The organism is Tsukamurella conjunctivitidis, from assembly GCF_007858475.1.
Lineage (GTDB): Bacteria > Actinomycetota > Actinomycetes > Mycobacteriales > Mycobacteriaceae > Tsukamurella > Tsukamurella conjunctivitidis.
Window position 1 is genome coordinate 83469 of the sequence record NZ_VIGX01000009.1, and the last position, 19162, is coordinate 102630.

Below are 19162 nucleotides of genomic sequence, written 5' to 3' on the forward strand. Positions count from 1 at the left end.
GGGCTAGCGGCGGGTCCTACTCGTAGGTCTCGCCGGCCTCGGCCTTGGCGACCAGCGAGGCGGGCGGGGTGAACTGCTCGCCGTACTTGGTCAGCTCCTGCGCGCGGGCGACGAAGGCCTTGGGGCCGACGGTGCCGTCGGGCGCGGTGTAGCCGTTGATGAACTGCAGCACGCCGCCGGTCCAGGCGGGGAAGCCGATGCCGAAGATCGAGCCGATGTTGGCGTCGGCGACGGAGTCCATGACGCCCTCGTCGAAGCAGCGGATCGTCTCCAGCGACTCGGCGAACAGCATCCGGTCGATCATGTCCTGCAGCGGGATGTCGTTGCCGCCGGGGAACAGATCCGTCAGGCCCGGCCACAGACCGGTGCGCTTGCCGTCCACGTAGTCGTAGAAGCCGGCGCCGTCCTTGCGGCCGGTGCGGCCGGCGTCGACCATCGCGTCGACCACGGCGTCACTGCCGTGCGCGGGCAGCGGGTTGCCGGCGGCCTCGGCGGCGGCGCGGGTCTCCTTGCGGATCTTCTGCGGCAGCGTCAGGGTCAGCTCGTCCATCAGCTGCAGCGGCGCGGCCGGGTAGCCGGCCTGCTGGCCCGCCTGCTCGATGAGCACCGGGTTGACACCCTCGCCGACGGCCGCGATGGCCTCGTTGACGAAGGTGCCGATCACGCGGGAGGTGAAGAAGCCGCGCGAGTCGTTGACCACGATCGGGGTCTTCTTGATCTGCAGCGTGTAGTCGATGACCTTGGCCAGCACCGCATCCGAGGTCTTCGCGCCGCGGATGATCTCCACCAGCGGCATCTTGTCCACGGGCGAGAAGAAGTGGATGCCGATGAAGTCCTCGGAGCGCTTGACGCCCTCGGCGAGGATGGTGATGGGCAGCGTGGAGGTGTTGGAGCCGAGGATGGCGTCGGGCTCGACGATGTCCTCGATCTCCTGGAAGACCTTGTGCTTGACCTCGACCGACTCGAAGGCGGCCTCGATCACCAGGTCCACGCCGGCGAAATCGGCGGCGTCGACGGTGGGCGTGATACGCGCGAGCAGTTCCGCCGACTTCTCGGCGGTGGTGCGGCCCTTGGCGAGCGCCTTCTCCTCCAGCTTCTCGGAGTAGGCCTTGCCGCGCTTGGCGGCGTCGATGTCGATGTCCTTGAGGACGACCTCGATGCCGGCCTTCGCGGAGACGTACGCGATGGCCGCGCCCATCATGCCTGCGCCGATGACGCCGACCTTCTTGGCGGTGTACTTGTCGTAGCCGTCGGGTCGGCTGCCGCCGCCGTTGATCGTCTGCAGGTCGAAGAAGAACGCCTTGATCATGTTCTTCGACACCTGGCCGGTGGCCAGCGAGACGAAGTAGCGGCCCTCGATCACGCTGGCGGTGTCGAAGTCCACCATCGCGCCCTCGACCGCGGCGGCCATGATGGCGCGCGGCGCGGGCATCGGGGCGCCCTTGAGCTGCTTGCGCAGGTTCGCGGGGAACGCCGGCAGGTTCGCGGCGATCGCCGGCGAGCTCGGCGAGCCGCCGGGGATCTTGTACCCCTTGACGTCCCACGGCTGCACGCCGCCCTCGGGGTTCTCCTTGATCCACGCCTTCGCGGCGGGCACGAGCTCCTCGACGGTGCCCACGACCTCGTGGATCAGGCCCACGTCCTTGGCCTTGGCGGGCTTCATGCGCGGGCCCTGCAGCAGGACGCCCATGAGTGCGCCCTGCAGGCCCAGCAGGCGCACGGTGCGGGTCACGCCGCCGCCGCCGGGGAGCAGGCCCAGGGTGACCTCGGGGAGACCGATCTGCGAGCCGCGCGCGTCCGCCGCGATGCGGTGGTGCGTGGCGAGGGCGATCTCGAGGCCGCCGCCCAGGGCGGCGCCGTTGATCGCGGCGACCACGGGCTTGCCGAGGGTCTCGAGGCGACGCAGTTGCGCCTTCATCGACTCGACGTTGTCGAAGACCTGCTGCGCGTCCGCCTTGGTGGCCTGGCGGATCAGGGTCAGGTTGCCGCCGGCGAAGAAGGTCTTCTTCGCCGAGGTGAGCACGACGCCCGTGATGGAGTCCTTCTCGGCCTCCAGGCGGTCGATGGTCGCGGCCATCGACTCGCGGTACAGGTCGTTCATGGTGTTCGCGGAGCTGGTGGGGTCGTCCATCGTCAGGGTGACGATGCCGTCGGCGTCCTGCTCCCAGCGGATCATGTTCTCAGCCATGTCAGTTGTTGTCTCCGTAGTCTTTCCGGCCGGTCAGAGGCGCTCGATGATGGTGGCGATGCCCATGCCGCCGCCGACGCACAGGGTCATCAGGCCGTAGCGGCCGCCGGTGCGCTCGAGGTTGTCGAGCACCGTCGAGACCAGCATCGCGCCGGTCGCGCCGAGTGGGTGGCCGAGCGCGATGGCGCCGCCCAGGGGGTTGACCTGCTCGCGCTCGAGCTTCATGTCCTTCATCCAGCGGAGCACGACGGACGCGAAGGCCTCGTTGAGCTCCCAGTGGTCGATCTGCTCCTTGCTCAGCCCGGCGGCGGCGAGGACCTTCTCGGTGGCCGGCGTGGGGCCGGTGAGCATGATGGTGGGCTCCGAGCCCGTGACCGCGGTGGCGACGATGCGGCCGCGCGGGGTCAGGCCGGCCTTCTGGCCGCCCTTCTCGTTGCCGATCAGCAGCAGGGCGGCACCGTCGACGATGCCCGAACTGTTGCCGCCCGTGTGGACGTGGTTGATCTTCGGGACGGTGTAGTACTTCTGCAGCGCGACGGCGTCGAAGCCGCCCATCTCGCCGATGCCGTCGAAGGCCGGACGGAGCTTGCCCAGGCCCTCGAGCGTGGTGCCGGGGCGGCGGTGCTCGTCGTTGTCGAGCACGGTCAGGCCGTTGATGTCCTTGACGGGCACGACGGACTTGGCGAACCAGCCGTTCTCCCACGCGGCCGCGGCGTTGGCCTGCGACTGCACGGCGTACTGGTCGACGTCCTCGCGGGTGTAGCCGTCGATCGACGCGATGAGGTCGGCGCCGATGCCCTGCGGCACGAAGTAGGTGTCGTAATTGGTGGTGACGTCCTGGTGCATGGCACCGCCGTCGGAGCCGAGCGGCACGCGCGACATCGACTCGACGCCGCCCGCGAGGACGAGGTCGTCGCCGAGACCGGCGGCGACCTTCTGGGCGGCCATGTTGGTGGCCTCCAGACCGGACGCGCAGAACCGGTTGATCTGCACGCCGGCGACGGTCTCGGGCAGGCCCGCGACGGTGGCGGCGGTCCGGGCGATGTCGCCGCCCTGCTCGCCGACCGGCGAGACGACGCCGAGCACGATGTCGTCGATCGCGGCCGGGTCCATGGTGGGGTAGCGGTTCTTGAGCTCGTCGATCAGGCCGACCACCAGGTCCAGGGGCTTGGTGGCGTGCAGGGCGCCACCGCGCTGCTTGCCGCGCGGCGTGCGGATCGCCTCGTAGATGAATGCTTCGGGCACGGTGTTCCTTCCATGGGTGCTGTCTCGGGGAATGTCACAAGTGAATCACTATTCTTTAACTTTGCGCGATTCGGCTCCCGTCGAACATGTTCTAGAACACAATCGCATACATGACGTCACTTGAGAACATCGCCTGGTTCCCCCGCGGCGAGGAACCCCGCAGCTCGCAGCGCAACACCTGGAACAACAGCGTCCGCAATCACGCCGTCATGCGCGGAGACCAGGTGGCCCTGCGGTACCTCGACAAGGAGGTCACGTGGGCGGGGCTGGCCGAGCGCGTCGGGGCCTTCGCCGGCGCCCTCGCGGAGCGCGGCATCGGAGCCGGCGACCGGGTGCTCATCCTGGGGCTCAATCGCATCGAGTACGTCGAGGCCGCGCTCGGCGTCACCGCGCTCGGCGCGATCGCGGTCCCGGTCAACTTCCGCATGGCACCGCCCGAGGTCGCCTACCTGGTGCAGGACACCCTGTGCAGCGCCGTGATCTACGAGGCGCCCTTCGACCCGCTGGTCGCGGGCGTCGCCGCGACGGGCGCCGATTTCGGCCTGCGCATCCGGTTCGACGGTGCCGACGAGTCCGCCGGGGCCCTCGGCTTCGAGGACCTGGTCGCGGAGGGCCGGCCCGACCCGCACGCCGACGTGCCGGAGGACTTCCCGGCGCTGATCATGTACACCTCGGGCACCACGGGCCGCCCCAAGGGCGCGGTGCTCACCCACGTCAACATGGCGGCGCAGGGCTGGAACAACCTGGTCGCGCCCGGCGTCGTCGATCCCGACGCCGTGGGCGCCGTCGCCGTCCCGCTGTTCCACATCGCGGGCTTCGGGGTGCTCGCCACCGCCTTCCTGCAGGGCCTGACCTCCGTGATCTTCCCGCTCGGCGCCTTCGATCCGGCGCAGACGCTCGACGCCCTGGAGCGCGAGGGCATCACCAGCATGTTCATGGTGCCCATGCAGTGGCAGCTCGCGGTGAACGAGCAGAAGGCGCGCCCGCGCAACCTCAAGCTCAAGTTCGTGTGGTGGGGAGCCGCACCGGCGAGCGAGACGCTCCTGCGCGAGCTCGCCGCGACCTTCCCCGACGCCGAGATCTGCGCGGTCTTCGGCCAGACCGAGATGTCGCCGGTCACCTGCGCGCTCTCCGGCGCCGACACGCTCCGCAAGTTCGGCTCCGTCGGCAAGGTCGTCCGCACCGTCGCCGCGCGGGTCATCGACTCCGAGGGCAACGACGTGCCGCGCGGTGAGGTGGGCGAGATCGTCTACCGCGGCCCCAACATGATGTCGGGCTACTGGAACAACCTCGAGGCCACCGAGGAGGCCTTCCACGGCGGCTGGTTCCACTCCGGAGACCTCGTGCGCATGGACGAGGAGGGCTTCGTCTACGTCATCGACCGCGCGAAGGACATGGTGATCTCCGGCGGCGAGAACATCTACTCGGTGGAGGTCGAGAACGCTGTCGCGGCGCATCCCGACGTCACCGAGGTCGCGGTGATCGGCAAGCCCGATGAGCGGTTCGGCGAGGCCGTGGTGGCGGTGGTGCAATTGCGTGAGGGCGCCGAGCTCACCGTCGAATCGCTGTCGGAGTTCCTCAACGACCACATCGCGCGCTACAAGCATCCGCGCCACCTGTTCGTGATCGACGCGCTGCCGCGCAACCCCACCGGCAAGGTCACCAAGCCCGTCCTGCGCCAGCAGTTCGGGTGATTCCGGGCGGCCTGCGCCCTGCGGTGGATCGCTCCCGCTCAGTGGGCACGGTCCACCGCACGCCGGTCACGGCGGGCGGCACCCGTGCAGCACGCCGGGAGCGCGCCGCTGCGGGCGCCCTCCCCGCGGGCCCCCGCGTGTCGACCGGCGATGAAGCCCGTCAGACGAGCGGGCGGCCGAGCCTCGTGCGCAGGCGCAGGTCGGCGAGCAGCAGCCGGTAGGGCAGGCGGCGCAGCGCGAGCGGCACGAATCCGTTCGCGAACGCGACGGCGCGCCAGAACCGGTCGAACCGGCGCTGGTCGCGGTCGGTCCACTCGATCTCCATCGCCTCCCGGAAGCGCGGGGCGAGGAAGCCGGCGGTCAGGAACCGGTTGAACGCCTTCAGCGGCATCGGCAGGTTGCCGACGAAAGTGAAGTCGACCAGCTGTCGCAGGTACGCCCGGGTGGTCTCGTCGGGCGTGATCTTCTGCTCGCACAGCTCGACCCAGGTCGCGTCGAACTCGTCGGGTGTGGCCGGCCACAGCGCCGCGGGCACCTGCAGCGTCGTGCCGAGCGGCGCGGAATCGCGATAGAACAGGGCACGCTGCGCGCGGTCCATCCGCCCGCGCAGCAGCTGGTGCGTGTCCTCGAAGCCCACGTACAGGCACATCGCGACCCACAACTGCAGGCCCCGGTCCATCGCGTTGTACTTCACCGGACTCGCCGCGGTGCTGCGGACCTGGCGGTGCGCGGTGTTCACCGCCTCGCGGTACCGCTCCTTGTCGGTGGGCGTGCCGAGGATCGCGACCGCGAGGTAGGAGATCGTGGTGCGGGTGCGCTTGACCGGATGCTTGTACAGCGCGCCGGATTCGACGGGCGACTCCATCACGCCGTACGCCACGGGCCGGTTCAGGAGTTGCATGACCACGTTGGCGGCGCCCTCCGCGAGGGAGGCGATGTCCATGGACTCCGCCATCGTGGTGAGGAGGTGCGCGGGGCGTTGCGGTGCGGTGATCGCGATCCGGTAGCCGCCGGCCACCGGGTCCACGACGTGCTCCGGCGGCGACGACGGTGCGGTGCCGACCGCCGCGGGGCTCGTGGCTTTCGGCTCGGCGCTCGTGGTCATGCGGGTTCCTCTCGGTCGTTCCACCGATCCGGTGTGTGAACGTTCACTTACTTATAGAGTTGACGGTACACCGCGGACGGGCTCCCGACAGTGAGTACTCTCGATGCGGACTTGTGTGAAGAGGAGTAGACGTGACCCAGGCGCGGCGGAAGCGGCCCAAGGACCGGCGCGAGCAGATCGCGCGGGTCGCCGCTGAGGACTTCTCCCGGCGCGGCTATCACGGCGTCGGGATCGAGGAGATCGCGGCGTCGCTCGACATCAGCGGTCCCGCCGTCTACCGGCACTTCCCGAACAAGTACGCGCTGCTGGAGCACGCCATCACCTCCGCCTCCGACGCGCTGTGCAACGCGGTCGACGCCGCCGCCGAGGCGACCGCGGGGCGGGCGCCGGGCGCGCGGATCGACGCGATCATCGAGGCGGCCCTGGGGGTCTCGTTCGAGCGCCGCAACACGGGCGGCCTGTTCCGCTGGGAGCAGCGACTCCTCGAGGGCGCCGACCGGGCGCGGATCCGCGAGCAGCTCACCGCGATGATCGGCACCGTCGCCGATGCCGCCGCGCCGGCGCTGCCGGGCGTGGACCGGGCCGAGATCGAGCTGCGCAGCGTGGCGCTGATCAGCGTGACGGGCAGCGTCACCGCGCACCGCACCGTCCTGGCCCAGAAGCGCGCGGAGGCCGTGCTCGGCGCGGCGGCGCGGCAGGAACTGGCGCTGCCCGCTCCGCCGGTGCCGTACACCGTCGCGCCCCCGCCGGAGCCCACCCCCGACGCGGGACGCCAGGAGCAGGTACTGGTCGAGGCGATCGAGCAGATCTTCCGGCACGGCTTCCACAACGTGAGCATGGGCCAGATCGGACGCGCGGCCGGGATCGTCCCGTCGGGCATGTACCGCTATTTCCCCAGCAAGGCGGGCATCCTGGTCAGCGCCCTGGACCAGGCGGCCAAGGGGGTGGCCGACGCGATCGACGAGGTCCATTCGACGGTGCCGGACCCCGCGGCCCGGCTCGCGGCGCTCGCGCAGGCCTACGTGCAGTTGTCCTTCCTCCGGGCCAAGCTGATGACGGTGTACTTCCGGGAGATCGGCAACGTCCCGGACGCGGACCGCAGCCGCCTCGCCGGGATCCAGCGCGCCAACATCGCCGCGTTCGCCGATGCCGTGGTCGCGGTGCGACCGGAGCTCAGCGCCGCCGAGGCCGTCTTCCTCGTGCACGCCGCGTTCGCGGTCGTCTTCGACGTGGGCCGCACGCGCCGGTTCGACCCGGACCCGTCGTTCCAGGCCGAGGTCTACGCCCTCGTCTGTGCGGTGCTGTTCCCGGCCTGACCCGGCGATCCCGCCGCTCAGACGAGGGGCTTGCCCGCCCCGATCCGCAGCCGCAGGTCGACCATCAGCGACCGGGTCGGCCCGAACCGCAGGAACCGCGGGATGAAGCGGTTGACGAAGCCCACGAAGACGAAGAGGTTGTCGAACCGTCGCTGATCCGCGGCGCTCCAGCGCACGCCCATCTGTTCGCGGAAGTACGGCGCGAGGGAGCCGGCGGTGAGGAACTTCAGGAGTCCACCGAAGGCGAAGCGCAGGGGCCAGTTGATCATCCGCAGGTTCAGCAGGTCGTCGAGATACGCCGCGACGGGCTCGTCGAGCGCGATCTCACCGCAGGCGCGGACCCAGTAGTCGTCGAAATCGGCGCGCGTCGCCGGCCACATGTCGCGCGGCACCTGCAGGGTCGTGCCGAGCGTCGCACAGGACTGGTAGAAGCTCTCCGCCTGGTTCGCCGGTAGCTTCCCGTTGAGCAGCTGATAGGCGTCCTCGAAGCCGACGAAGAGGCACGCGGCGACCCAGAGCTGCAGGTCCCGGTCGAAGGCGTTGTACTTCACCGCGGCTCCCGGCTTCGACTTCACCTGCCGGTGCGCCACGTTGACCGCGTCGCGGTAGGCCTCCTTCTCCTTCTCGGTGCCGAGAATCGCGACCGCGAGGTACTGCGTGGTGGTGCGGGCGCGCTTCCACGGCCGCTTCATCAGCGCTCCGCTCTCCACGGTCGACTCGACGACGCCGTGTCCCACACCGGGATTCATCATCTGCATCGCGACGTTGGCGGCGGCGCCGGCGAAGCCCCAGAAGTCGAGCGCGTCGGTGACGGCGAGGTCGCGCGAGGTGTAGCGGCGATGGACCCCCGGGATCGGGATGCGCGTGCGCTCGAGGGTGAGCGGCGCACCGTCGGACGGGCCGACGCTCCCGGACGGATGCTGCGAGGACGACATGGGTGCTCCTAGCGGGTCGGTGGGAGGGAGGCGAGGTAGTCGTTGAGGCGGACGAGCCCGAAGGCGACGAGGGCGGCACCCGCGACGACGGCCGCGAGCAGCAGGAGCCAGGCCGCGAGCCGCACCACCACCGGCACTCGCTGGCGGCCGCCGAGGATCTTCACGTACTGGACCACCACGTCGATGATCCACACCAGGGCCATCACTGCATCGTCACGTTCGCGAAGAGCAGCACCGGCCAGCAGACGATGGCGCCGAGGAAGGAGACGATCCGGTCGATCCCGCTGAGGTCCCCGAGGTGGTCCATGTGGGTCAACGACCAGACGAGGCCGATGACCCCGTACGGGATGCCGATCAGGATGAGGAATCCGATGAACTCCGAGACCTTCATCTCGTAGTCGAGGAAGCGCTGCAGCATCGTTCGTCCTTCTGCGGTGCGGTCAGTTGGGGGTGCCGGACGGTACGGGGATCTCCGGCATGGTCGGGGTCGTGCCCTGCTGCGGGTTCGCCGGGGCGGAGGGGGTCGCCGACGGCGTGGTTCCCGCGCCACCGATTCCGCTGAGCACCGCGTTCGGATTCGCGGGGTCGCCGGCCTCGGTGATGACCCAGGAGCGGTTCTTGTCGAGGCTCACCGAGTAGGTGCTCGTGCTGACGGTGCCCTGCGGAGCCTGGACGTTCTGCGTCGAGACGTCGACGGCCACCTTCACCTGGTAGATGCCGTTCACCTCGGAGGTGGTCTTGGCGAAGGAGGCCCGGCCCGTGGAGGTCAGCCGCAGCGGCGTGACCACCTCGCGCATGAGGTCGAGGATGGAGTCGTACTTCTTCGCCAGTTCGGGGGTGGTCCCGGCTTTCACCCCGTTGATCCACGGCGTGAGATCGCGGTAGTCCATGGTGGCGGCCTTGACCGCGTAGTCGGAGGCGATCTGCTCGGCGCGGGCGCGGTCGGCGGCTTCCTGCCGCTCGGTGTCGAGCGTGCGGGTCTGCAGGTACAGCAGCACCGACACGGCGACCAGCGCGACCACCACCACCGTCGCGAGGACCGTGCGCATCGTGCCCGACGGTGTCCGCCGCGCCGGCTCCGCCTCGGGGGCCGGCGTGCGGGGCTTCCGACGGGCGGCCGGGGTGGGCGGGTCGGCCGTCTCCTCCGTGGGATCGGGTTGCTCGGCGGCGACTTCGTCGGGGTCGTCGTGCTCCTGCGCCATGGGTTCCTCTCTGTGGGTCAGGGGCGGGGAAGGGTCAGGGTGACGCGGGCGGCACCGTCGGTCCCGGCGACCTGCAGCGCGTTCGACAACAGGGTGCTGAGGTCGATCTGCGGCACGGTGCGGTTGAGCGCCGAGAAGATGGAGATGAACGGGCCGCCGGTGGTGGCGAGCGCGGGGAGCAACTCGTCGAGGTAGGGCTTGAGTCGCTTGAGGAACGGGTTGATGGTGTCGACGAACGGGTCCGGCGCGTTGAGGGTGAGCACCATTCGCTGCACGACTTTCACCGCGCTGAGGACCACCGTGGCGGTGTTCTCGAACTCGGCGCCGAGGCGGCGGACGGCGTCCGCGGTCCACCCGAGATCCGCGGAGTAGATCTGGGTGTTGGCGAACATGGAGCGGATCGCGGGCATCCGGCTGAGCACCGTCGCGCTCAGCAGCTGGCCGGCGCGGCTGAGGGTGGCCAGGTCGTCGTCGCGCCCGGAGGTGGCCTGCCACGCGGTCTTGACGATGCCGCCGAGGGCGCCGGTGTCGGCGGTGCGGTTGAGCGCCGAGAGCGCCTGGAAGACATCAGTGACGGAACGGGACTGCGTGACCGCGGTCGCGGGGATCACGGCGCCGGAGGCGAACACGGCGCCGCCGGAGGAGCGGGGGGCGAACTCGACGTAGGGCTCGCTGAGGGCGCTGAGCTGTTCGACCGACAGATCCGAGTCGACGGGGATCCGGTACTCGGACGGGTAGCGCAGGGCGATCCGCACGCCCTCCGTCGACGGTTCGACACCCGTGACGTCGCCGATGCGGACTCCGCGCAGGAGGATCGGGGAGCCGGGGGACAGCTGGCCGGTGTGCGCGAGCTTGAGGGAGAGCGTCGTGTACTGGACTCCGGGCCGCATCCCCATGTAGCCGTACAAGAGGATGAACAGGCCGACGACGAGGACCACGGTGAACGTGATCGCGTTCGCGATGAACTCCTTCTTCATCGGACCGCCCCGATCATGCGCAGCGCGCGCAGCGCCTGCTCCGCCTTCTCCGCGGTCGGCACGGCGGGGCCGTCCGAGACCTTCACCACGTTCACCTTCGGGCCGTGCTCCACCCACGGGATGATCGTGTCCCGGAACAGGTTCCGCAGGTTGATGAGATTGTCCGGGCGGATCGCGCCCACCGGCCGGTCCAGGAGCAGGATCGGGCTGACCACCTGGGTGAACAGTGCGGCGAGATCACGGACGCCGGGGGTGAGGGGAGCGAGATTCGCCAATCCCGGTGCGAGCGAGGCGAAGACCTCCGTCACGCGGGCGGTCTCGGCGATGACGCCCCAGCGCCGCAGCCCGTCGGGAGTGAGGTACTCACTGAGCATGCGGTGCTCGCCGGCGATCGCACCGGTGACCCCGACGACGGAGCGGAGCGCGTCGTCGAGGGACTTGGTGTCGTTGGCCCATGCCATCACCGTCGAGGCGAGGTTGTCGGTGATCGTGCGGGTCCGCGCGGGGTCGTCGGGGAAGGCCCCGTCGATCCGCTGGACCGTGTTCCCGAGCTGGGCCACGCCGCCGCTGCCGAGGAAGCCGGACAGGCTGGTCATCAAGTCCTCGACGTGGTCCGGTGGTCGGCTCTGCGCCAAGGGGATGACCCCGCCTGCGCGGATCGGCTGCGCGGTGGACGTCGGCGCCGAGACCAGGGCGATGTAGACGTCGCCGAGAATGGTGTCCTGGCGCAGCTCCGCGGTGGTGTCGGAGGGGATGCTCGCGGGCTCGGTGATGGTCAGGGTGGCGACGGCGCGATCGCCGTCGAGCCGCACGGAGTCCATCGTGCCGACGGCGCGGCCGTTGAACCGGACCTGGGCCTGGTCGGGCAGGTTCAGGGCGTTCGAGAACTCCACCCGCAAGGGCCATCCCGACGAGGCCCAGCCGGTCGGGTTCGGCAGCGTCGACGGGCCCGCCCGGAGCACCCCGACGACACCGAGAGCGAGCACGACGAGCAGCAGGAAGCCGCGGATGATCCTGCTGCGCAGCGGAGTACGTCTCATCGGGCGGCTCCCGTCCCACGGAGGATGGCGGAGATCAGGTCGACGTCGATGTGGCCGGGGTCGACGACCTTGCACTGGCCCGGCGCGATCCGGTTGACGTTCGCGCACGTCAGTTCCGGGTTGCGGGCCACCATCTTCGTCGGCGGCGGCGTGAAGACGATCTTCAGACCGAGGGTGCGCTGGTCGAAGGAGACGTTGAAGGCGTCGATCAGCGGGGGGAGGAAGCCCAGCAGGTCGCCCCAGTTGCGGACACCGGCGCTGACCAGGCGCGACGCCGGGATCACGGTGTCGAGGATCGGCCACAGGTTGTGTCCGTAGTGGGAGATGAGGTCGCGCAGCAGCTTGCCGAGCGGGATCAGGGCCTCGCCGAGGGTCTCGGTGGTCCTGGCGGTCGGCACGATGATGTCCGCGAGGCCGTCGGGCGCGGTCACCAGGAGCTGCTTGAGCGGCGCCCAGTTCGAGGTCATGCCGCCGGTCAGGGAGGAGAACGAGTCGAGGGTGCGGCCCACGTCGCCGATGCCGGGGCCGGGATCGTCGAGCAGCGCGGCGAGGCTCCCGATGACGCCGTTGACGTCCGGTCCGGTGCCGTCCACCGCCGCGGCGAGCGAGGTGATCGAATCCTGCACCTGCTTGGCCTGTTCGGGGCCGCCACCCGTGGTGAGCTTGGCGGCCGCATCACCGATGGAGCTGAGGCTGCGGCTCAGGGACTGCGGGGTCTTGGTGCTCGTCAGGCACGACCCGGCGCGCAGTGCGGGGCCGCCCTTGCGGGCGTCGTCGACGAGCGCGAGCTGCCGCGAGGCGATGAGCGAGGCCGCGACCGTGACGGCGCCGGTCCCCGCGGTCACCGGTTGGTCGGCGTCGACGGAGAACTCGACCCGGGCGGCCGTGTTCTCGGGCCGGATCTCCGTGACCTTCCCGATCGGCACCCCGAGCCGTGTGACCGGGTTCCCCACGTACAGCCCGATCGCGTCGGGCATGAGGGCGCAGAAGCGGGCCTGCGCCTTGTCGGGCGTGCGCGAGATGTACAGCGCCGCGGCGATGATGGATCCGACCACCGTGACCGCGACGGCGGTGACGAGCCATTTCGAGCTGAGGGCCTTGGACAACATCAGCACGGAGCCCCTTCCAGCGGAATGCAGTACTGGGACGAGAGGGTCGGCACCGAGCCGTCGAAGACGACGGTGCCGTCGGGCTTCACCGAGGACTGGATCCGCCGGAGCAGGGCCATCGCGTCGTCGATCATCTTCTGGTACTTGGTGAGCAGCGTGCCGATCTGGCCGGACATGAGGTTGAACTGCGCCTCCATCGAGGCGAGGTTCTCCTGGTAGAAGTTCGCCGCCGGGATGATCCGCTTGAGGACCATGTCGAAGGCGCTCATGAATCGCTTGTACCCCGCCACGTTGAGTCGCGCGGTGGAGAAGTAGATGTTCATGTCGCGCATCACCTGGGTGAGCACGTCGCCGTTGCGGTCGATGGCGGCCGAGTAGTCCGACAGTGTCTGGACGAAGCCGCCGACCTCGTCCTTCTGCGTCGAGATGCTCTGCACCACGCCCTGCAACGTGGACAGCAGTTCCTTCATCTGCCCGGGCTTGCCGCTCGTGGCCCGCTGGATCTGGGCGAGCGACTCGCGCAGGGGCGTCGGGTCGATCGCGCGGATCTTCGGATCGGCCTGCTGGAACGTCTCGACCAGGCTGTACGGGATCCGCACGCGCGACGGCGGGATCGCGGTCGCGCCGAGCGGGGCGGTGCCGAGGGAGTCGATGTCCACGAAGTAGCCGCCGACCGCGGTGAGCATCTTGACCGCGACGCGCGACTGATCGCCGATGTGCACCTTCTTCTTGATGCGCAGCCCCACGTTCACGTGGTCGCCCTCGAGCGCGACGCGCTGCACGGAGCCGACGGACACCCCCGCGACGCGCACGTCGTCCCCGGCGCGGACCATCCCGGCCTCGGGGAAGTGCACGGTGTAGGTGGTGGTGCCGAGGGGGCGGACGGCGAGCACGGAGCTCGCGATCATCACGATCACTGCGACGGCCACGCCGAGGACGCCGAAGATCAGCTGCCGTTGTTTCGAACTCGGACGGGCCCAGGCCTCCTCGGCGCCGGAGGCGAGCTTCAGCGCGAGCCGGTAGCCGTCGCGGAGCAGAGTCGTAGGGAGGGTCAGCGCTTGCACAGCGTCACCTTCGATCCTCGGAGGAAGACCAGCAGGCCGGCGGGCAGCTGCGCCTCGCCGCGGCTGCACCCCGTCTCGCCACCGGCGGAGGGGACGGGCTGCTGGGTCAGGTTCGCGAACAGGCCGGGCAGGAGCGCGGCCAGGTCGACGAGGCTCTGCAGGCGGGGCAGCTCGGGGCGGGCCAGCTCGAGCAGGGAGGAGCCGGCGGGCTGGAGGCCCGCACCGCGCAGGAGGGCGTCGGCCGCGGTCATCAGCTCGGCGCCCTGGTCCGACAGGACCTTCGTCGACGGTGCCGCGTTCCGCATGACCTCCCCGATGCCCTGGAGGTAGCCGATGACGGTGGGCAGGGCCGTGGACTTGCCGCCGAGGCTCTCGTTGATCGTCTTGAGGTTGCGCACCAGGGTCTGCAGCAGCGCCGACCGGTCGTTGGTGAAGCGGCTCAGCGTCTGCAGCGCGTCGAGCAGAGGGCCGAGTCCGGAACCGTCGCCCTCGACGACGGCGGCGATCGACTGGGCGAGGTGGTTGATCTGCTCCGGCTGCATCGCCGCGAGCACGGGCTGGAGGCCGTTGAAGATCGTCGTGACGTCGAAGGACGGCACCGTCCGGTCCGTGCCGATGGTGGACTTCGGTGCGATCTCGGACGCCTGCGCCTCGCTCGGCGAGAGGTCCAGGTAGCGGAGGCCCGTGAGGTTCTGGAACCGGATGGACAAGGTGGTCGCCGAGGTGAGGCGCTGGGCGCGATCGACCGTGAAGTCGACCCGGGCGAGTGAGCCGCGCGCGGCGTCGCCCTGGTCGAGCGTGACGTCGCGGACCTTGCCCACCTGCACCCCGAGGAGCCGCACGTCGTCGCCCGACCGGAGCCCGGAGGCGTTGGTGAACATCGCGCTGTACGACGACTGCGCCGCCTGTGCGGGCCGGGTGAGGGCGCGCACGGTGAACGCGGCCCCCACCGCGATGAGGACGACGAAGATCAGGAGCAGTGTTCCGGGATTGCGGGCGGTGCGCACGTCAGCGGCCCCTCGTCGTGGTCGGCGCGGCGGTGGTCGGTGTGGCGGAGGTGCCTGCGGACGGTGCGGCCGCGGCGCCGGAGGGCTTCGTCGCGGGCTTCGGCGGGGCCGGCTTGCCGGGCGGTGTCACCGAGAACTCGGGGACGGGCGGCAGCAGTGACGCGATGGCGGGGAACTGCTGGAACGTGACGTCGAGGTTGAGCACCGGCCCGGAACCGTTGTCCGGCATGGACCGACGGATCCGTTCGATGAGCTCCTCGAGTTGGCGGCCGTTGCGGGCGGCGTCGGGGAAGCTGGCGACCGAGCGGGTCGACAGCTCGCGGACGGGCACCAGCACCTCGGCGAGAGCGGCGACGTTGGGCTTGCTGAACAGCGCGGCGAGCGTCGGGGAGAAGTCGTGGGCGAGCATGTCGATCGTGGCCTTCTGCCGCGCCGGGTAGCCCGGTGTGTCCGGTCCGCTCCAGGACCACAGCTCCCGGAGGCCGGGCAGCATCCGCCGGGTCGAGGCGTCGAGCGCCTTGAGCGTCGAGGCGATCGTCGGCAGCGTCTGCGCGGTGGGGATCCGCTGCGTGTCGGCGTTCGCCTCGGCGATGGCCCCGATGGCGCCGAGGAACGGGAGGAACTGCCGGGTGGTGGTGTCCATCTGCCCGATCAGCTGCGCCATGTGCGGGCGGAAGCTCTCCCGCTCCATCGTGCTGAGCGACCGCAGGAGGGAGGCCATTGTGCTGTCGTCGGGTGCGGAGAGCGGCTCCCAGGACGCGCCCGCGGCGAGGGCCCGTCCGCCGCGGCCCGGAGTCAGCGCGACGACGGTGATGCCGAAGGTGTTGCCGGCGGCGTAGGAGACCTTCACCGCGTCGGTCACGAGATCGTCGGCGGCGCCGTTCAGGCGCATCGCCACGCCGAGCTTTCCCGCGCCCCGGTCGACGACGTCGGTGACCTCGCCGATGCGCAGGCCGTCCATCTCCACGGCGGTGCCCGGCGCGACGCCGGGCGCGACGTCGCGCACGACGAGGGTGAGCGCCTTCGGCGGCGTCGTGACGATCGCGCGGACGGCCCAGAACGCGAGGGCCGTGAGCACCGCCGCGAGGATCACGGCGACACCGCGGCGCAGCAGGACGGGGCCGGGCGTCATCATGCCCGTGACGGGGGAGGGCCATGTCGTCGTCATGCGCTCACCCCCGGAAGACCAGTTCGCTGTTGGTGCCCCAGATGCCGATCGTCATCAGCATGTCGAGCACCACGATCGCCACCATCGAGGCGCGGACCGCACGGCCCGACGCCACGCCCACGCCCTCGGGGCCGCCTGCGGCGAAGAAGCCCTGGTAGCAGTGGATGAGGATGACGGCGCAGATGAAGACGACCACCTTGGCGATGGAGGCGACGAGGTCGGCGGGGGAGAGGAACTGCTCGAAGTAGTGCTCGTAGGTGCCCGCCGCGTCACCCTGCGCCAGCGTCACGATGGTGCTGGAGGCGAAGAAGCTGACGATGATCGCGATGAGGAAGATCGGGACGATCGCGACGACGCCGGCGATCATGCGGGTGCTCACCACGAAGGAGATGGACCGCAGGCCGAGGGCCTCGAGTGCGTCGATCTCCTCGGTGATGCGCATGGCGCCGATCTCGGCCGTCATGCGGCATCCGGCCTGCACCGCGAAGCCCGCGGCGGCGAGGATCGGCGCGAATTCGCGGGTGTTGGCGAGCGCGGCGATGACGCCCGTGAGCGGGCCCATACCGAGCAGGTCGAGGGAGGCGAAGGCCTGGATGGCGACGGTGCCGCCCACCGCGAGCCCGAGCACGACCATCATCAGCGAGGTGCCGCCGCCGACGATCACCGCGCCCCGCCCCCAGGTGAGGTCGGTGATGGTGCGGATCGTCTGCTTCGGGTAGTTGCGCAGGGCGTGCGGGATGAGGGCGACCGAGGCGACGACGAAGGACACCATCTGGCCGAGCCGGGCGAGCGTACTGCGGACGCCGTCCGACAGGCGGCCGAGGAAGCGGAACCCTCTCGGGCGGTACGGGGCGATGGTCATGCGGATCAGCCCACCCTCATCGGGAAATAGGTCGTGTAGATCTGGGTGAGTGCGAAGTTGAGCACGATGATGCCCACGGTGGAGACCACCACGGTGGTGTTCACCGCGTCGGCGACGCCGCGCGCGCCGCCCTTCGCCTCGAGGCCGTGCTGGCAGCCGAGGACGGCGATCATGATGCCGAAGATCGCGGCCTTGATCAGGGAGAAGCCGAAGTCCCGCGTGGTGGCGTAGGCGCCGAAGCTGAGCCAGTAGGAGCCCGGTGTCACGCTCTGCCCGGCGACGGCCAGGTAGTAGGCGGCGCCGATGCCGACGACGGTGATGAAGATGCAGAGCAGCGGCGCGACGAAGGCGGCCGCGAGGATCCGCGGGACGACGAGCCGGCGCACGGGGTCGATGCCCATGACCCGCATGGCGTCGACCTCCTCGCGGATGGTGCGCGAGCCGAGGTCGGCGGCGATGGCGGAGGCGCCGGCGCCTCCGAGGAGCAGGCCTGCGGCCATCGGCGCGGCCTGCTGGATGACGGTCAGGCCGCTCGCGGCGCCCATGAGGGAGCCGGCGCCGATCTGGTTGACGATGCTGCCGATCTGGATCGTCACGATCACGCCGAAGGGGATGGCCATGAGGAAGGCGGGGACCGCGGTGACGCTGACCAGGAACCAGGCCTGGACGACGATCTCGCGGAACTGGATCCGACCGCGCAGGAGGTCCGTCACCATCGATACCGACGAGTGGAGCACCAGCTCGACCGTGCGCCCGAGGGTGCGGACGGGACCGAGTGCGTTCTCGTCGAGGTTCCTGCGGAGCGCGTCGACGGGCCCGGGCCGGGCGGCGGGGGCTTCCTGAGACGATTGCGATGGCATAGCTCACCTCCTTCCTGCCACATGTTAGGGAATGTTCTCTATCTCGGCGGGGTTTTCCGGCGAATTTCCGGGCCCGGGCGTCAGTCGGCTGATTTCGCTGGTGGCGAGGGGTTGGGGTACCCTGGTCCGGTTGCCTTTCGGGCAACGCTCCTGCCGTGGAGAGTCCACGGCCGCATAGTCCATAGGAGGAGGCGAAAAGCCCATGCGTAATTACGAACTGATGGTGATCCTGGATCCGAGCCTGGATGAGCGCACCGTCGCGCCCTCGCTGGAGACCTTCCTGAACGTGGTCCGCAAGGACGGCGGATCGGTCGGGAACGTCGACATCTGGGGCAAGCGCCGTCTTGCTTACGAGATCTCCAAGAACGCCGAGGGCATCTACGCGGTGATCGATCTGACCGCCGAGCCGGCCACGGTCAACGAGCTGGATCGTCAGCTCAAGCTGAACGAGTCGGTGCTGCGCACTAAGGTGCTGCGGCAGAACTAGTCGCGCACTAACGACAGGGAGAGACACCATGGCAGGCGACACGATCATCACGGTCATCGGCAATCTGACGGCGGATCCGGAGCTGCGCTTCACCCCGTCGGGTGCGGCGGTGGCCAACTTCACCGTCGCCTCCACGCCCCGGACCTTCGACCGGAACACCAACGAGTGGAAGGACGGCGAGGCGCTGTTCCTGCGCTGCAACATCTGGCGTGAGGCGGCGGAGAACGTCGCCGAATCGCTCACGAAGGGCACGCGCGTCATCGTCTCCGGCCGGCTCAAGCAGCGGTCGTACGACGATCGCGAGGGCCAGCGGCGCACAGTGGTGGAACTCGAGGTCGACGAGATCGGCCCCTCCCTTCGATACGCGACGGCGAAGCCGACGCGCACGCAGCGCGGCGGTGGCGGCGGCGGTTTCGGTGGCGGCCAGGGCGGCGGTGGCGGTTACAGCCAGCCCGCCCAGCAGGCTCCGCGCCAGAACCAGCCCGCAGACGATCCGTGGGGCAGCGCCCCCGCGGCCGGGAGCAGCTTCGGCGGAAGCAACGACGATCCGCCGTTCTGATCCCCGGGATCGAACACTGTGAAGGGCCCGTCCGGTTCGCCGGAGGCCCAGTAGACCTCATCAAGGAGTACCAACACCATGGCCGGTAAGGGCAATGGCCGGAAGGTGCGCGTCGAGAAGGCCGTCAAGGCCAAGGCGTGCACGTTCTGCAAGGAGAAGAACACCAAGATCGACTACAAGGACACCACGCTGCTGCGTCGGTTCCTGTCGGAGCGGGGCAAGATCCGCAGCCGTCGTGTGACGGGCAACTGCGTCCAGCACCAGCGCGACATCGCGATCGCCGTCAAGAACGCGCGTGAGGTGGCCCTGCTGCCGTTCACGTCGACGACCCGCTAAGGAGGGGT

20 protein-coding genes are annotated in these 19162 nt (G+C 69.9%); 5 read left to right on the forward strand and 15 right to left on the reverse strand.

The window, feature by feature from the left end; genetic code table 11:
- Positions 1 to 16 precede the first annotated feature (16 nt).
- Positions 17 to 2188 (reverse strand): 3-hydroxyacyl-CoA dehydrogenase NAD-binding domain-containing protein, encoded by a 2172-nt coding sequence (locus tag FK530_RS16025; RefSeq protein WP_146488039.1) that lies wholly within the window; start codon positions 2186 to 2188, stop codon positions 17 to 19.
- Between the two features lie 33 nt (positions 2189 to 2221).
- Positions 2222 to 3433 (reverse strand): acetyl-CoA C-acetyltransferase, encoded by a 1212-nt coding sequence (locus FK530_RS16030; protein WP_146488040.1) that lies wholly within the window; start codon positions 3431 to 3433, stop codon positions 2222 to 2224.
- Between the two features lie 110 nt (positions 3434 to 3543).
- Between FK530_RS16030 and FK530_RS16035 the strand changes: the two genes are divergently transcribed.
- Positions 3544 to 5127 carry an AMP-binding protein gene (locus tag FK530_RS16035; protein WP_146488041.1) on the forward strand — a complete coding sequence of 528 codons (1584 nt, stop codon included), beginning with the start codon at positions 3544 to 3546 and terminating at the stop codon, positions 5125 to 5127.
- Between the two features lie 160 nt (positions 5128 to 5287).
- Here FK530_RS16035 and FK530_RS16040 read toward each other — a convergent pair whose 3' ends face one another.
- Positions 5288 to 6232, reverse strand: coding sequence for an oxygenase MpaB family protein (locus FK530_RS16040; protein WP_146488042.1), 945 nt, complete (start codon positions 6230 to 6232; stop codon positions 5288 to 5290).
- A 131-nt stretch (positions 6233 to 6363) separates the two neighbouring features.
- On the opposite strand from FK530_RS16040, the gene FK530_RS16045 reads away from it, so the two are divergent.
- Positions 6364 to 7548 (forward strand): TetR/AcrR family transcriptional regulator, encoded by a 1185-nt coding sequence (locus FK530_RS16045; RefSeq protein WP_146488043.1) that lies wholly within the window; start codon positions 6364 to 6366, stop codon positions 7546 to 7548.
- Positions 7549 to 7565: 17 nt separating this feature from the next.
- On the opposite strand, the gene FK530_RS16050 is transcribed toward FK530_RS16045, so the two are convergent.
- Genes FK530_RS16050 through FK530_RS16105 form a run of 12 tightly spaced genes read right to left on the reverse strand, consistent with a single transcriptional unit; the run spans position 7566 to position 17772 of the window.
- Positions 7566 to 8483 (reverse strand): oxygenase MpaB family protein, encoded by a 918-nt coding sequence (locus tag FK530_RS16050; RefSeq protein WP_146488044.1) that lies wholly within the window; start codon positions 8481 to 8483, stop codon positions 7566 to 7568.
- Positions 8484 to 8491: 8 nt separating this feature from the next.
- On the reverse strand, positions 8492 to 8686 hold the full coding sequence (locus FK530_RS16055; RefSeq protein ID WP_223120331.1) for a hypothetical protein: 195 nt from the start codon (positions 8684 to 8686) through the stop codon (positions 8492 to 8494).
- The gene (locus FK530_RS16060; RefSeq protein ID WP_146488046.1) at positions 8686 to 8901 is read right to left on the reverse strand and encodes a hypothetical protein; all 216 of its coding nucleotides are present in this window, start codon (positions 8899 to 8901) and stop codon (positions 8686 to 8688) included. The genes FK530_RS16055 and FK530_RS16060 overlap by 1 nt, the downstream gene beginning before the upstream one ends.
- A 22-nt stretch (positions 8902 to 8923) precedes the next feature.
- Positions 8924 to 9685: a hypothetical protein gene (locus FK530_RS16065; protein WP_146488047.1), complete on the reverse strand. Its 762-nt coding sequence runs from the start codon at positions 9683 to 9685 to the stop codon at positions 8924 to 8926.
- 17 nt (positions 9686 to 9702) lie between these two features.
- Positions 9703 to 10662, reverse strand: a complete 960-nt coding sequence (locus FK530_RS16070) for an MlaD family protein (RefSeq protein ID WP_146488048.1) — start codon at positions 10660 to 10662, stop codon at positions 9703 to 9705.
- Positions 10659 to 11702: an MlaD family protein gene (locus FK530_RS16075; protein ID WP_146488049.1), complete on the reverse strand. Its 1044-nt coding sequence runs from the start codon at positions 11700 to 11702 to the stop codon at positions 10659 to 10661. Before FK530_RS16075 ends, FK530_RS16070 begins: the two co-directional genes overlap by 4 nt.
- On the reverse strand, positions 11699 to 12811 hold the full coding sequence (locus FK530_RS16080; protein ID WP_231706667.1) for an MlaD family protein: 1113 nt from the start codon (positions 12809 to 12811) through the stop codon (positions 11699 to 11701). The genes FK530_RS16075 and FK530_RS16080 overlap by 4 nt, the downstream gene beginning before the upstream one ends.
- Positions 12811 to 13875 carry an MlaD family protein gene (locus FK530_RS16085; protein ID WP_146488051.1) on the reverse strand — a complete coding sequence of 355 codons (1065 nt, stop codon included), beginning with the start codon at positions 13873 to 13875 and terminating at the stop codon, positions 12811 to 12813. The genes FK530_RS16080 and FK530_RS16085 overlap by 1 nt, the downstream gene beginning before the upstream one ends.
- Entirely contained in the window at positions 13863 to 14882 is a 1020-nt protein-coding gene (locus FK530_RS16090; protein WP_146488052.1) for an MlaD family protein, read from the reverse strand. Before FK530_RS16090 ends, FK530_RS16085 begins: the two co-directional genes overlap by 13 nt.
- 1 nt (position 14883) lies before the next feature.
- On the reverse strand, positions 14884 to 16050 hold the full coding sequence (locus FK530_RS16095; protein ID WP_146488053.1) for an MlaD family protein: 1167 nt from the start codon (positions 16048 to 16050) through the stop codon (positions 14884 to 14886).
- 4 nt (positions 16051 to 16054) lie between these two features.
- Positions 16055 to 16912 (reverse strand): ABC transporter permease, encoded by an 858-nt coding sequence (locus FK530_RS16100; RefSeq protein WP_146488054.1) that lies wholly within the window; start codon positions 16910 to 16912, stop codon positions 16055 to 16057.
- Between the two features lie 5 nt (positions 16913 to 16917).
- Positions 16918 to 17772, reverse strand: a complete 855-nt coding sequence (locus FK530_RS16105; protein WP_146488055.1) for an MlaE family ABC transporter permease — start codon at positions 17770 to 17772, stop codon at positions 16918 to 16920.
- A 202-nt stretch (positions 17773 to 17974) separates the two neighbouring features.
- On the opposite strand from FK530_RS16105, the gene rpsF reads away from it, so the two are divergent.
- The 3 genes from rpsF (at position 17975) to rpsR (ending at position 19154) form a co-directional block, all read left to right on the forward strand.
- Positions 17975 to 18259, forward strand: a complete 285-nt coding sequence (rpsF, locus tag FK530_RS16110) for a 30S ribosomal protein S6 (RefSeq protein WP_068526178.1) — start codon at positions 17975 to 17977, stop codon at positions 18257 to 18259.
- Between the two features lie 28 nt (positions 18260 to 18287).
- Positions 18288 to 18818, forward strand: coding sequence for a single-stranded DNA-binding protein (locus FK530_RS16115; protein WP_146488056.1), 531 nt, complete (start codon positions 18288 to 18290; stop codon positions 18816 to 18818).
- A 78-nt stretch (positions 18819 to 18896) separates the two neighbouring features.
- Entirely contained in the window at positions 18897 to 19154 is a 258-nt protein-coding gene (gene rpsR / locus FK530_RS16120) for a 30S ribosomal protein S18 (RefSeq protein WP_068526176.1), read from the forward strand.
- The last annotated feature ends 8 nt before the right edge of the window (positions 19155 to 19162 follow it).